Origin of the sequence: Amphibacillus sediminis NBRC 103570 (genome assembly GCF_001552275.1) — a bacterium.
GTDB classification, from domain to species: Bacteria; Bacillota; Bacilli; order Bacillales; family Amphibacillaceae; genus Amphibacillus_B; species Amphibacillus_B sediminis.
In genome coordinates this window covers 184363-198062 of sequence record NZ_BCQW01000002.1, presented here as the reverse complement: position 1 = coordinate 198062, position 13700 = coordinate 184363, and the positions used below count along the sequence as shown (strand labels likewise).

Sequence of the window (13700 nt, the reverse complement as noted above, 5' to 3'; positions counted from 1 at the left end):
AGGGATTATCAATGTGTGTCAAGCCGGTTATTGGGATACAATAGTGAGACACATGACCATGATTATATAAGAAGAATCATTGCCGAATTTTATAATTATGAACGCGTTTTACAGGAAGTAACCAAGACCAATTGGGAATGGGGAGGTTACTTCGTTGCATTAGACAACAATCAGGTTGTTGGAGCAGGTGGAGGAGGAATGATAGCTAAGCAAACAGGTGAAATTTTCGTTCTCTACGTCGATCCAGCTCGTCGTAATCAAGGGATTGGCACGTTATTAATAAGGGCGATTACTGATCAACAAAAGACAAACGGTGCTACAACGCAATGGGTTTCCGTTCAAAAGGATAATCAAAAAGGTATTCCTTTTTATGAAGCAAAAGGCTTCGTATTTAGTCATCTGCAAAGTGGGTACGGTAATAACGTGAATGAGTCGTATCAGACTGCAAGATACTATAGGAAGCTTTAAGGCAGGGGAAATGATGGAAAAGATAATAATCAATAAAATAAAATATACTGATGCACATGCATTATTTGAATTCGAGAAAACCAACCAAACATTTTTTGAATTAATGGTTCCACCAAGAGATGGAGAGTATTATAACTATCAGCATTTTAAAAAGATCCACCAGAGCCTATTAAATGAACAGGAAAATGGATTATCCTATTTCTTTTTGATAAGGGATCTAACAGATTCCATTGTTGGCCGTATAAATTTAGTGGATATAAACCAAGAAGAACGTATCGGACACTTAGGTTATCGGATCGGACAAGATCATGTAGGGAAAGGTATCGCTAGTCAGGCGGTTTCATTGTTAATAAAAGAGGCTAAACAATTGGGCATTAACTGTATTAAAGCGAAAACAACATCGAACAATATCGCTTCACAGAAAGTAATGGAAAAAAATCATTTTACCTATCTAAGTGCTGATCAGTGCTTTTTCGAGATGAACGGTGAACAAGTCTATTTTGTCTACTACCAGTGGGACGGAAATTAAAAGGGGCTGTTCAAAATGCCAAATAAGAAGCAGACAAATCGAGGCTGAGACAGCTTGAGCAACAAGAGGACGTGCTTCTTGATCCGCAAGTACTGTAGACATAAGCCAACAAGAGATGCACCACTTATAATTTGGCTGTTTTTGAACAATTTTTGAAGGTAGAATACAAAATTGATTAGACATATGTTATTAGATTATTTTTCATGCTATAATGTGAGGTGTTGAATAATATTGGAAATTGGAAGCGGACACAAGCGACCTAACTGAAGGGGGCTATAAGATGGAATATAATTTTCAAACACCACGCTATCTTCTTGTTATTGAACAAATCAAAGAAAAAATAAAAACGGGCGAACTTGAGCCCGGTGAACGGCTTCCATCTGAAATGGATTTGGCTAAGCAACTGCGGGTGTCCAGAAATACATTGAGAGAAGCTCTCCGCATTTTAGAGGAAGAGAACATCATTTTAAGAAGACATGGTGTTGGTACGTTTGTCAATAAGAAGCCGGTCTTCTCAGGTGGGCTTGAAGAACTATTTAGTATAACAGATATGATTAAACGAGAAGGTAAGGAACCGGCAACTGAATGGTTATTTACCGGCTATGCTGCCGCTCATAGTGATGATCGGGCTGAGCTTAATCTTAATCAGCAAGATCGTGTCTTTTTAGTAAAGCGCGTGCGCAAAGCTGACGGCATTCCGCTTGTGTATTGTATCGATAAAATCCCAGCCGATTTAGTTGGTGATCACTATCAATTGAAAAGCGAATCGATGCTTATGTCCCTTCAGCAGGACGCAGGGATTACAATAAGCTATGCCCAAGCTGATATTAAAACAATCGGTTATCACGATGAAATCTCACAGATTTTAAGATGTGATCGGGATACGCCTTTACTGATACTAAAGCAGACTCATTATGATCTAAATGATAAACCGGTTTTATATTCGCTTAATTTTTTCCGTTCTGATCAGGTTAGTTTTAATGTTTTTCGTAAACGGGTCTTTTAAAGGATTGTTCAAAAACGACCCAATGATACACGTCACATCTCATTGTTGGCTCGCGTTTGTGCTACCACGTAAAGCATACGTTCCGTTGCTCAACGTATCGCCGTCTCGATCTGTTTGTTGCTCATTCGGCATTTTTGAACGTTCCTTTAAAAAAGTGTTGATATAATGAAATTGGGGTAAATAAACTGTATTTTTTTTCTAGTAATGATTGACTTGTAGGATGTCTTATCATTATACTGGAGTTGTTCCCATGTATAGGACTTTAAACCATTTAGTTGTTGGACGTCCTATCTTGAAGATGAATTTTAATTTCATTCAGCAAAAGTTTCCCACTTTTATAAGTGACGAGGTCAATGCCTATAGTATCTCTTCAGGGGGTTCAAACCCCAGCTGATAAAGTTAAGACCTTTAGCGGATGCTACAGACTTTCAATGGGATTTTATCGAGCTCGCTTTTTTAAATTTGGTGCCAATAGACCAAGGCGCATTAAATGATTAGACTAAGGTAATTTATTAAGGATATAAAGTTAGTAAACAAGTTGTCGAATAAAAATGGATGAAAGGATGATATCAGATGAGGATGGTCGACCTTATTGCCAAGAAGCGTGATGGCAAAACGTTATCAAAAGAAGAAATAGATTTTATTATCAAAGGTTATACCGAGGGTGAAATTCCTGATTACCAAATGTCTGCATTAGCAATGGCCCTGTATTTTCAAGACATGACAACGGATGAACGTGTCAACTTAACGATGGCCATGGTCGAATCAGGTGATCAAATTGATTTATCTGGAATAGAAGGAATAAAGGTAGATAAGCATAGCACGGGAGGAGTAGGCGATACCACAACACTAATTTTGGCTCCATTAGTGGCAGCATTAGACGTTCCAGTTGCCAAGATGTCTGGACGGGGCTTAGGTCATACTGGGGGAACCATTGATAAATTAGAATCTATCTCCGGCTTTCAAGTCGAGCTCGATAGTCAAGCCTTTAATCAGCTCGTCAACAAAAACAAAGTGGCAGTAGTCGGGCAAAGTGGCAATCTAACCCCAGCTGATAAAAAGCTATATGCTTTGCGTGATGTAACCGCAACAGTTAACTCGGTTCCACTAATTGCCAGCTCAATTATGAGTAAAAAAATTGCGTCAGGTGCTGATGCGATTGTGCTTGATGTCAAAACAGGCTCAGGTGCATTTATGAAGGACTTAGCAGCAGCAAGAGAATTGGCACAAGCTATGGTTAGTATAGGTAATGGAGCAGGACGTGATACGATCGCTGTTATTTCAGATATGAGCCAACCACTAGGATTTGCAATAGGTAATGCCCTAGAAGTAAAAGAAGCCATTGATACATTAAAAGGTCACGGGCCTGCTGATTTAACTGAATTATGCTTAACGCTAGGAAGCCATATGGTTTATTTAGCGAAAAAAGCTCATTCTATTGAGGAGGCGCGTGAAAAATTAAAGCAAGTTATCGATAATGGTCAAGCTATTGAAAAATTTAAAACTTTTATTGCTGCCCAAGGTGGCGATGCTTCTGTTGTTGACCAACCTAACAAACTTCCAACATCACGATACACTTTTGAAGTGAAGGCCGATCAAGATGGTTATGTAACCGATATTGCTGCAGAAGAAGTGGGAGTTGCGGCTAGTATGCTGGGCGCTGGGCGGATGACCAAGGAGTCAGAAATTGACCTGGCTGTTGGGGTTATACTACAGAAAAAGATTGGGGATCGTGTTCAAGCGGGCGATATCTTGGCCATTATCCATAGTAATCATACGGGTATTAATGAGGTCGAAGCAAAAATTCAAGCAGCATACAGTATCGAGAAGGACAAACCAGAGTTACATCCGTTAGTTTATGATGTGATTAGTTAAACTAAATAACGTTAACCATATTAGGAGAGACAGATATGAAAGAGATCTTATTAGCTTTACTTGCAGGAATCATTGTGGGGATATTGTTTAGGTTTTTGAAGTTACCACTACCGGCACCGCCGGTGTTTTCAGCAATAGTCGGGGTATTTGGTGTTTACTTTGGTGGGATTATTGCTGATTACATTAAGGCTTTATTCAGCTAACTAATTAAGGAATGCTTTGAGGGGAGAATCATTTCAAATGCTCATGGCATTCTAGCCAATATGGGCTTAATGATAATTCGTGTATAGGAGGATGAAACTGATGATGGATCGATTTAAACGCATCTTTTTAGTCGTAATGGATTCGGTAGGTATTGGAGAAGCACCAGATGCAGCCGATTTTAATGATGTAGGGGCTGATACATTAGGACATATTGCTGAGCATATGGGGGGGCTCTCTATGCCGGCAATGGGACGACTCGGTTTAAGTAATATTCGAGAGATTAAAGGAATTGAAAAAGCTCAACAACCACTTGCGCACTATACTAAAATGCAAGAGGCTTCAAACGGAAAGGATACGATGACAGGTCATTGGGAGATAATGGGTTTGCGCATTGATCAACCATTTCAAACCTTTCCCGATGGTTTTCCTAATGATTTGCTAGAACAGATCAGAAGTGAAACCGGTCGTGATATAATAGGCAATAAGCCAGCATCAGGTACTGAGATTTTGGATGAGCTAGGAGAAGAGCATATTAAGACAGGGGCACTTATTGTATATACGTCAGCTGATTCAGTTTTACAAATTGCTGCACATGAAGAGGTTGTTCCCCTTGAAGAACTTTATCGAATTTGTGAAATAGCTCGTAGCTTAACAATGAATGACCAATACATGGTTGGTCGGATCATTGCGCGACCATTTATTGGAGAGCCTGGAGCGTTTGAACGAACTGCTAATCGTCATGATTATGCTTTAAAGCCATTTGGACGAACGGTTATGAATGAGCTGAAAGATCAGGGGTTAGATGTTATTGCACTTGGGAAAATTTCTGATATTTATGATGGTGAAGGCATTACGAAAGCAATTAGGACACGCGATAATGATGATGGGATGGAAAAGCTTATTCAATCGATGGATGATGATTTTAAGGGCTTGAACTTTCTTAACTTAGTTGATTTTGATGCCAAATATGGTCACCGACGAGATCCTCAAGGATATGGGGAAGCACTAGAAGCCTTTGACAGACGATTACCTGAAGTATTAGAAAAATTGAACGAGGACGATCTATTAATGATAACTGCGGATCACGGTAATGATCCTATTCATCATGGCACTGATCATACTCGCGAATATGTCCCCTTAATCGTTTATCATAAAGGTATTATAGCGGGACAAGAATTACCGGTCCGCCAAACCTTTGCTGATATTGGAGCAACTGTAGCTGAGAACTTTGCAGTTCAGCTACCAAAGCATGGGGAGAGCTTTTTAACATTGATTAACTAATTAGGGGGAGAGCAAATGAAATTGAAACAGCTTCAGGAAGCAACCACTTTTATTGCCGAAAAGCTTCAAGAAAGGCCTAAAATAGGTTTAATTTTAGGATCGGGATTAGGTATGCTTGCAGACGAGATTGAGCAACCAGTCAAAATAAAATACCAGGAAATACCAGGGTTTCCGATTTCAACTGTTGAAGGTCATGCTGGACAATTGGTTTGTGGAAAACTAAATGGATCAGCAGTGATAGCCATGCAGGGACGCTTTCATTATTATGAAGGCTACGGACTTGATGCGGTTACCTTTCCAGTACGTGTAATGAAGGCGCTTGGTGTTGAGAAGCTGATTGTAACCAATGCTGCTGGTGGCGTGAATCACGCGTTTAAGCCAGGAGACTTAATGTTGATTACGGATCACTTGAATAATACGGGGCAAAATCCCTTAATTGGCCCGAATGATCCTGAACAAGGTGTTCGTTTTCCTGATATGTCAACTGCTTATGATCGCAAATTACAGCAGCTTGCTCGTGATGTCGCTCAATCGATACAGCTTGATCTTAAAGAGGGCGTATATGTTTGGAATACAGGACCTACTTATGAGACACCTGCTGAAATTAGAATGTTACAAGCTATTGGAGGAGATGCGGTCGGAATGTCAACTGTTCCTGAAGTTATTGTAGCTCGGCATGTCGGAATCGAGGTGCTTGGTATTTCATGTATATCAAATATGGCAGCTGGGATACTTGATCAGCCGCTCAATCACGAGGAAGTAATCGAGACAACTGAAAAAGTAAGAGGGGCTTTTTTAGATTTTGTTAAGGCGATTTTAGCTAAGTTAGCTTAACTTGATTTATCGCAGTGTAACTGGATGGGGCTGTGATTACTCGCCCCATCGAAGGGCTTTTGTAAGACTCCCAGTTCAAGAAATAAGGGAACATATCATTTCTAAGTGGGAGATCCAACAGCCAGTAACAGCCCGATTGGTTCAACTAGCGTTCCGTTCAGTGGGGACAGAGGAAGCTGACTAAGTTCGCAACGTCGTGTCGCAATCTGCACGAGCACATCTTATGCGTCGAAACCCCCACTGAACGAAGTTTCACATTATCAGAGGTCTCCCACTTACATAAGTGGTGTGATGAATGCATCGTTTTTTCCATTCAGTGTGGATGAAAAACCCGGCTGAATCAAGGTAAAACCTCTGGCGGATGCCACAGATTTTCAGCGGGAATTTATCGAGCTTCGCTTGATAAAATCTGGGTGTAAATACGCCAATGGGTATTTGATCTCTAGACCTGCTTGCTTCTGATTCAGCATTTTTGAACAAATGGGAGGTATTTGAATGTCAATACAAGAGATGATTAATGAGGCACTTACGGCACGCTCTAAAGCCTATACTCCGTATTCTAAGTTTAAAGTAGGGGCAGCTTTACGTACAAAGTCAGGACAGATTTATCATGGCTGTAATATCGAAAACGCTGCCTATTCAATGTGTAATTGTGCAGAGAGAACCGCACTCTTTAGTGCCTATGCTAAAGGTGATACAGCGTTTGATTTACTAGTTGTAGTTGCTGATACGGATCGCCCCGTGTCGCCATGCGGAGCTTGCCGTCAAGTCATTAGTGAATTGTGTGAGCCCGATATGCCAGTTATACTAACAAATTTAAATGGCGACCAACTTGAAACAACAGTTTCAGCATTACTACCTGGCGCATTTCTATCAAATGATTTGAAAGAAGAACGCTAAAAAGAGGAGGATTAAAGAATGGGGAAAGAATTGGCGAAAATGATTGATCATACCGTGTTAAAGGCTGAAACTAGCAAGGAACAAGTGGAAAAGGTATGTGCCGAAGCGAAAGCGCATGGTTTTTATTCGGTATGCATTAACCCTGCTTGGGTTGAATTGGCGGCAAGGGAGCTCGAAGGTTCAGATGTAAAAGTTTGTACCGTTATCGGTTTTCCTTTAGGTGCTTCAACCTCTGCTACTAAGGCATTTGAGACAAAGGACGCAATTGAAAAAGGTGCAACTGAAGTCGATATGGTTATTAATATTGGTGCACTGAAGGGCCAGGAATATCAGCTCGTCCAAGCGGATATTGAAGCAGTGGTCGGTGCAGCTAAGGGAAAAGCTTTAGTGAAGGTAATTATTGAAACAAGCCTATTGACAGAGCAGGAGAAGGTTAAAGCATGCGAGCTTGCCGTAGCGGCAGGGGCAGATTATGTTAAGACATCAACAGGCTTCTCCACTGGCGGTGCTACGGTAGAGGATATTCGTTTAATGCGTCAAACAGTGGGTCCAAATATTGGCGTTAAAGCATCAGGTGGAGTACGTGATCACGCAACTGCACAAGCAGTTGTTGACGCAGGTGCGACCCGTATTGGTGCAAGCGCAGGTATTGCGATTATCAAAGGTGAACAAGGAACGAGTGATTATTAATGAAAAGGGGATATCCGGTAAATCGGCTGTCCCCTTTTCATTATCATGGGTTAGCTATTAAAGTATCTAAGAGAAAGCCATTTATCTGGTTCAACTAACGTTCAGTGGGGGAGAGAGGAAGCTGACTAAGTTCGCTACATCTGCACGAGCACATCCTATGCGTCGCCCCCCACTGAACAAAGTTTCACTTTATCCGATGTACAGACTGGAGCCTTAATATGATCGAGCTGATCAATAACTAACTGACCTTTTTCATGGCTTGCTTGGATTGATATAGCTTTAAGAAACGAGAGCTTGTATAAATGCCTAGTGCAATCCAAATTGCTAGAAAAGCGATCAAATGAGCAAAAGTAAATGTTTCGTTATAGATGAAAACACCAATTAATAGCATTAAAGTAGGTGAAATGTATTGAAGAAAGCCTATCATTGATAGCGGGATTTTCTTTGCACCTACTGCAAACAATAATAAAGGAATAGCTGTTACAATACCCGCTCCAACTAGTAATCCAGCTAGCGATAGCGAGGTACCCATTGCTTGTAATGATGTTTGTTCTATAAATAAATAGGTTAAAGCAAAGGGGAATACCATTAAGGTTTCGAGAGTAAGTCCACTCATTGGTGAGATATCCAAGGTCTTTTTAATAAGTGCATAGAGCGCAAAGGTAATAGCTAGCAGAAAAGATACCCATGGAAAAACACCATAAGAAAATGTCAAAAAAGTTACTCCTAAACCAGCTAGAATAACAGAGAAAAATTCGGCTTGAGACAAAGCTTCTTTTAAGATAATGACACCAAGTAATATACTAATTAATGGATTGATATAATAGCCAAGGCTTGCTTGAATCACGTAGTTACTATTAACAGCCCAAATAAAAATAAGCCAATTACAGCTAATGATCGTTGAAGCAAGAATAAGACCGAAGACTTTCTTTCGGTTTCGAAAGATCACCTTGCATTCTTTTAAAAATGCTGTGAAATGATTTGATATGATAAGTAAAAAAAACATAAAGACGAAGGACCAAACGATTCGGTGGGCAAGTAGTGCACCAGCTGTTATACTTCCGACTGCCTTCCAATAGACTGGTAATATACCCCAAATTAAATAAGCAATGGCAGCAGATAAACTACCAAGTTTAACTTGACTTTCATTCATGTGCATCCCACTTTTCTATTTTTAATAGAATTAGTTTACGCTTAATTGTTGTACTTAGCAATAGAAATGTTATCTGGCAAAAAGCTTACTTGATTATTTATTGATATATTCAAACCATATTCGGGTCCAACCCCGTACTGAATAAAGTTAAAGCCTTTGGTGGATGCCGCCAAATTTCCAGAGGGGGATTTTCGAGCGAAGCTTGAAAAATCTAGGCGCAAATAAGCCCAGCTGTACATTTGCGCTTATTTGCTGTTGTTTTTGCTGATCGAACAGAGATCTATTATACTTATATAATAAGTCAGGCCATTGCGAGGTGAGGCAACGAGATCATACTTTACTTCTGGAAAAGCTGGGCTTGATACAATGGTAGACGGATTGATCTAACACTTGGTCGTTCTATAAAAGCTATCTAAACAAATGATTCAAGACATTAGAATTGACGACGAGGTTGTTCAAGATTTTGAAAACAAAGGAAGTGTTGAAGCTATGGTATAACACCTTAGCATCTAACGATGATTAACGTAGAATTAGATAGCCTTTATTTTTCAAGCTGAACTAATTTCAAGTGTTCAAATAGATAAGGATGATGTCGATGGATAAGCTTATAACTAATGTTTTTCAACGTTTATATCAATATTATGGACCTCAGAATTGGTGGCCGGCTCGAACGAGCTTTGAGATGATGATTGGAGCAATTTTAGTCCAAAACACAGCTTGGACTAATGTTGAAAAAGCTATGTCTAAATTACAGCCTTATCTTACCGCGACTCAACTAGAGACTTTATCAGATCAACAACTTCAATTATTAATTAAACCGAGTGGCTTTTTTCGAATCAAGACACAGCGAATTCGGGCCTTTTTGGCTTGGTACAAGAAATATAATTATCAACTTGAGCAATTAGCTGAAATAGGGACGGAATCGTTACGTAACCAGATGCTAAATATTAAAGGAATTGGCCCAGAAACAGCAGACTCCATTCTACTTTATGCCTGTCAGCGACCGGTGTTTGTTGTTGATGCCTATATAAAACGGATTTACTATCGTTTAGGTGTTGATTTGCCTAAGTCTTATCAACTTATTCAACAATTTTTTGAAGAGAAGCTACCTAGTGATGTTTTGCTTTATAATGAGTATCACGCTTTAATTGTTCAACATGCTAAGCAACATTGTAAATCTAAACCAATTTGTCCGACGTGTCCACTTGTTAGCTTATGTCCGCAGCGGCTCAACTAATTTGACTTATTATCAACTATTTTAGCGAGGAGAGGAATATGTGAAAATACAAGGGATTAATCATTTATTGTTCTCTGTTTCAGATTTAAAAGCTTCGATTCATTTTTATCAAACCGTTTTAGGTGCTAAGTTACTTGTTGAAGGGAATACGACAGCTTATTTTGATTTGAATGGCATCTGGCTTGCCTTAAATGAAGAAAAACATATTCCGCGACAAGAGATTAACCAGTCCTATACCCATATTGCTTTTTCTATTGATCAACAAGATTTTGAATCCTTTTTGGAACACTTTAAACAGCACAATGTAAACATATTACCAGGACGTAAAAGAGATAAACGTGATAAACAATCGATTTATTTTACTGATCCAGACGGACATAAGCTTGAGCTTCATACCGGTACAAGAGCAGATCGGATGAACTATTATAAAACGGATAAGAAACATATGACCTTTTACCAATAGGGTCATTTTTTTTGAAAAATAATTCTATTTTTATTGAACATATCGTTCTATTATTATAAGATACTATCAAGGGGGAATGATCGTATGAAATTTTTTGATACAACTTTAAAAAATCAGGGATATGAGATTGGCTTTCAAGTCTCATTACTTCATGAGGCCGCTTTAGGGATCGCGGCTGTTACTTACCCAGATATACATCAAACACTTGACAAGGAGCATCTTTATTGGGAGCAAGCTCGTCCTTTCTCTAAAGGCTTACAAGTAGAGCTGGACTTTGCTGAGCAACATAATACGTGGAAGTTGATTCTTGATTTATTACATCGAGATGATTTTAAGAGTTTAGATCAATTTCTTAGTTATTTAACTGATTTAACAGAGGAGGAACTGAAATATTATGCACTCCCCTACCTAGGTCCAAGGCTAGAGGCTATCAAACAAAAGGCAGTACAAGGTGATAAGCAGGCCATAGCTGAATTGACCGAACAGTGTGGCAATCACCCTTTTTTTCCAAAATTAATGGCCTTTACTTGTGAACAAAGTCAGGCTAATCTGTTAAATCATATTGACCGGCTTTTACGCTCTTGGTTTGATGAAGTTATTAAAGTGAATGCAACGAACCTTGAGCAGATTTTACAGCAAGATCGTGCTGAGAAGGAACAAATGTTAGTGCAGCTGACGGATCAACAATTCATCAAATGGATTTTAGCTGGTTCGAATTATAGTCCTGATTCCTCAGTTACTAAAGTATGTTTTATCCCACAAGTTATTTATCGACCTTGGGTGATTCAGACAGAGCAAGAAGGTATGCAAATATTCTATTATCCCGTTTCAGATCAACATTTATTAGATCATTACGATCGTTATCAGCCTGCATTCAGTATGGTTCAACGGTATAAAGCGCTAGCAGACGAAAATCGATTAAGGCTCGTTAAACTTATTTATGAAAATAGTCGAACATTAAAGGAATTAACCGATTTAGTGAATCTTGGAAAGACTACCATTCATCATCACTTAGCTTTATTAAGGTCAGCACGTATTATCCGTTTAGTCGATCGTCGTTATGTGATTAATAAAGATTTAATAGGGATAGAATCTGAGCAACTCCTTTATTATTTAGAAAATAACAAAGGAGTAGGGGAATGAGCAAAGCTTTAGGGCGAAATTACATGTTACTTTTTAGTAGTTCATCTTTGTCAACGATTGGTCAAACATTTGGAACCTTTCTAATTTCGTGGCTTGTATATGATCTTACCGGTTCGGAGCTTGCGATGGGGGGATTATGGTTCATTTCTATAATGACAAAGCTGATTGTCCAGCTTTTGCTCAGTCCTTATATCGATCGTTTTCAACGAAGAATTGTGATGGCTATCTCAGAACTAGTCCGCTTCATCGCTTATGGTTCTTTATTGGTTGTGATCACCATGGGAAGACTGGAAGTAAGTTATCTCTATCTTGCTTCATTCTTTGCATCAGTAGTTGTGTTTGAGCCGGCAGCAAATGCTTTGCTACCCGCTATCATAACGAAAGAGCAATTAGTAAAAGCCAATGCTCGATTGACAGGGACAGCTCAATTTATTCGAATGGTGACATTACCGATCGCGGGGATTATTGTTGAAACGATTTCTGCACCAGCAGCTTTACTTATGGTTAACATGATATGGCTTTTCTCTATTTTGCTTGTTTTAGCGATAAAAGAAAGGCCAATAGACCAGGTTCAGAAGAGTAATAGTTGGTTAAAACAGTTTAAAGCTGGTTTGATTATTTATCAACAGAAAAAAATACTAATCTTTCTAAGTTTTTTTGTTGCATTAGTTAGTTTTGGTGTCATTGCTACACAATCAATGTATATTCCTTATGTCCGTAGGGTATTAGGGAGTGATGCTTCGGGATATGGTTTGTTCGCTGCAGCCTTTCCCTTTGGTTATGTCATAGGCTCATTTGTGCTGGGAAAGCTAAAGGAACCTAGACCATCTATTATCTATCGTCTGATGCTGACAGTTCTATTCTGTGGTGGTTTAACCCATATTGGATTAGGACTAACCACTAAACTGGTTTGGGCGCTAGTCATCGAAATGTCAGCAGGATTGATAATGCCAGTTTGGAATATTTATAGTAATCTACTATATCAACGTCTTGTTCCGAGTCGGATCAGAGGACAAGTATTTATCGTCCGCTTTCTTATGACCCACATCGCTAATCCATTTGGCGTTATGTTTGCAACCTATTGGGTTACTCGATATAGTGTTTCCTCTATGTTTGTCATGGTTGGATTAATAACATGCCTAGGAACGTTTACAGGGTTATTATATTTAATCTTTAATCGAAGCCAACGAGCAGAAACAAGTAATCAAAAATTGTCAGGCATGTCCTAGTCATTTATTTAAGTGAAACTTCGTATAATGCCTGGTTGCTTGACATTTGCCTCTAACCAATTTTAAATCATGCAATAAAATAATATAAATATCGATATTGGAGGGACGTAGGTGAATGAAGAGCAGATTATTGAAATAGCTTCATATTCCAATGCGGTTGGGACGATTATTGCAGCAATTGGTGAGGTTAGAAGTTTAATGGGCATTGATGGTCAAAACGTCCTGTTGTCGATAATCGGTGATGCGTTGCAGGCACTAAGTGGATTTTTAGGTGGCATCATTACCTCTGACGAAGAACTATGTTTTGCTGGTAACTGGATTACGGGTGTCGGTGCAGGAGCAGCATCAGCCGCTAGTTACTTGGCAATGCTTGATCAGTTAACAGAAGAAGAAGCACTAAGACTTAATATACTTGGTGATACACTTCAGGCAACTGGGGATACGATGTGTACAATTACGTCATGGGAAGCGGGAGATGAACGGATTACATTTGGTAACGCAGCCCAAGCACTGGGTGCTAAGCTAAGGGGGATAGGGGGTACGCTAATTCTAAAAGGGGATGAGCGAACTGGCCAACGCTTATCCACACTTGGTGCAATATTGCAGGCAATCGGTGCTAACTCTAATGCCTTCTATGAACTTTCAGACTTAAGCACAGAAAGAGCACGCACTTCAATATACTCATAAA

Annotated in this window: 15 protein-coding genes; 14 read left to right on the top strand and 1 reads right to left on the bottom strand. The window is 39.4% G+C overall.

The features are described from left to right. Window positions 1–15 precede the first annotated feature (15 nt). The 9 genes from ASE01S_RS02880 to deoC all read left to right on the top strand — a co-directional run bounded on the left by ASE01S_RS02880 (window position 16) and on the right by deoC (window position 7787). Window positions 16–468, top strand: a complete 453-nt coding sequence (locus tag ASE01S_RS02880; protein WP_245630309.1) for a GNAT family N-acetyltransferase — start codon at window positions 16–18, stop codon at window positions 466–468. A gap of 13 nt (window positions 469–481) precedes the next feature. After that, window positions 482–997, top strand: a complete 516-nt coding sequence (locus tag ASE01S_RS02875; RefSeq protein WP_067838014.1) for a GNAT family N-acetyltransferase — start codon at window positions 482–484, stop codon at window positions 995–997. A gap of 280 nt (window positions 998–1277) precedes the next feature. Next, complete coding sequence (locus ASE01S_RS02870; RefSeq protein WP_067838012.1) at window positions 1278–2003, top strand: GntR family transcriptional regulator; 726 nt, start codon at window positions 1278–1280, stop codon at window positions 2001–2003. A 573-nt stretch (window positions 2004–2576) separates the two neighbouring features. Next, window positions 2577–3878 carry a pyrimidine-nucleoside phosphorylase gene (locus ASE01S_RS02865; RefSeq protein ID WP_067838010.1) on the top strand — a complete coding sequence of 434 codons (1302 nt, stop codon included), beginning with the start codon at window positions 2577–2579 and terminating at the stop codon, window positions 3876–3878. A 35-nt stretch (window positions 3879–3913) separates the two neighbouring features. Continuing rightward, entirely contained in the window at window positions 3914–4081 is a 168-nt protein-coding gene (locus ASE01S_RS02860) for a XapX domain-containing protein (RefSeq protein ID WP_067838007.1), read from the top strand. A gap of 103 nt (window positions 4082–4184) precedes the next feature. Further along, entirely contained in the window at window positions 4185–5363 is a 1179-nt protein-coding gene (gene deoB / locus ASE01S_RS02855) for a phosphopentomutase (RefSeq protein WP_067838205.1), read from the top strand. 15 nt (window positions 5364–5378) lie between these two features. After that, on the top strand, window positions 5379–6197 hold the full coding sequence (locus ASE01S_RS02850) for a purine-nucleoside phosphorylase (protein ID WP_067838003.1): 819 nt from the start codon (window positions 5379–5381) through the stop codon (window positions 6195–6197). A 495-nt stretch (window positions 6198–6692) separates the two neighbouring features. Beyond that, on the top strand, window positions 6693–7097 hold the full coding sequence (locus ASE01S_RS02845) for a cytidine deaminase (protein WP_067838001.1): 405 nt from the start codon (window positions 6693–6695) through the stop codon (window positions 7095–7097). A gap of 18 nt (window positions 7098–7115) precedes the next feature. Continuing rightward, window positions 7116–7787, top strand: coding sequence for a deoxyribose-phosphate aldolase (gene deoC / locus ASE01S_RS02840; protein WP_067837999.1), 672 nt, complete (start codon window positions 7116–7118; stop codon window positions 7785–7787). A gap of 238 nt (window positions 7788–8025) precedes the next feature. Here deoC and rarD read toward each other — a convergent pair whose 3' ends face one another. Then, window positions 8026–8940, bottom strand: a complete 915-nt coding sequence (rarD, locus tag ASE01S_RS02835) for an EamA family transporter RarD (RefSeq protein ID WP_067837996.1) — start codon at window positions 8938–8940, stop codon at window positions 8026–8028. Between the two features lie 595 nt (window positions 8941–9535). On the opposite strand from rarD, the gene ASE01S_RS02830 reads away from it, so the two are divergent. From ASE01S_RS02830 to ASE01S_RS02810, 5 genes are all read left to right on the top strand, one after another. Further along, window positions 9536–10177, top strand: a complete 642-nt coding sequence (locus ASE01S_RS02830; RefSeq protein WP_067837993.1) for an endonuclease III domain-containing protein — start codon at window positions 9536–9538, stop codon at window positions 10175–10177. Window positions 10178–10217: 40 nt separating this feature from the next. Continuing rightward, window positions 10218–10640: a metallothiol transferase FosB gene (gene fosB / locus ASE01S_RS02825; RefSeq protein ID WP_067837989.1), complete on the top strand. Its 423-nt coding sequence runs from the start codon at window positions 10218–10220 to the stop codon at window positions 10638–10640. Between the two features lie 84 nt (window positions 10641–10724). Continuing rightward, window positions 10725–11783, top strand: coding sequence for an ArsR/SmtB family transcription factor (locus ASE01S_RS02820; RefSeq protein ID WP_067837986.1), 1059 nt, complete (start codon window positions 10725–10727; stop codon window positions 11781–11783). After that, window positions 11780–13012 carry an MFS transporter gene (locus tag ASE01S_RS02815; RefSeq protein WP_067837983.1) on the top strand — a complete coding sequence of 411 codons (1233 nt, stop codon included), beginning with the start codon at window positions 11780–11782 and terminating at the stop codon, window positions 13010–13012. Before ASE01S_RS02820 ends, ASE01S_RS02815 begins: the two co-directional genes overlap by 4 nt. Before the next feature lie 111 nt (window positions 13013–13123). After that, the gene (locus ASE01S_RS02810) at window positions 13124–13699 is read left to right on the top strand and encodes a DUF6944 family repetitive protein (protein WP_067837980.1); all 576 of its coding nucleotides are present in this window, start codon (window positions 13124–13126) and stop codon (window positions 13697–13699) included. Window position 13700: the final 1 nt, after the last annotated feature.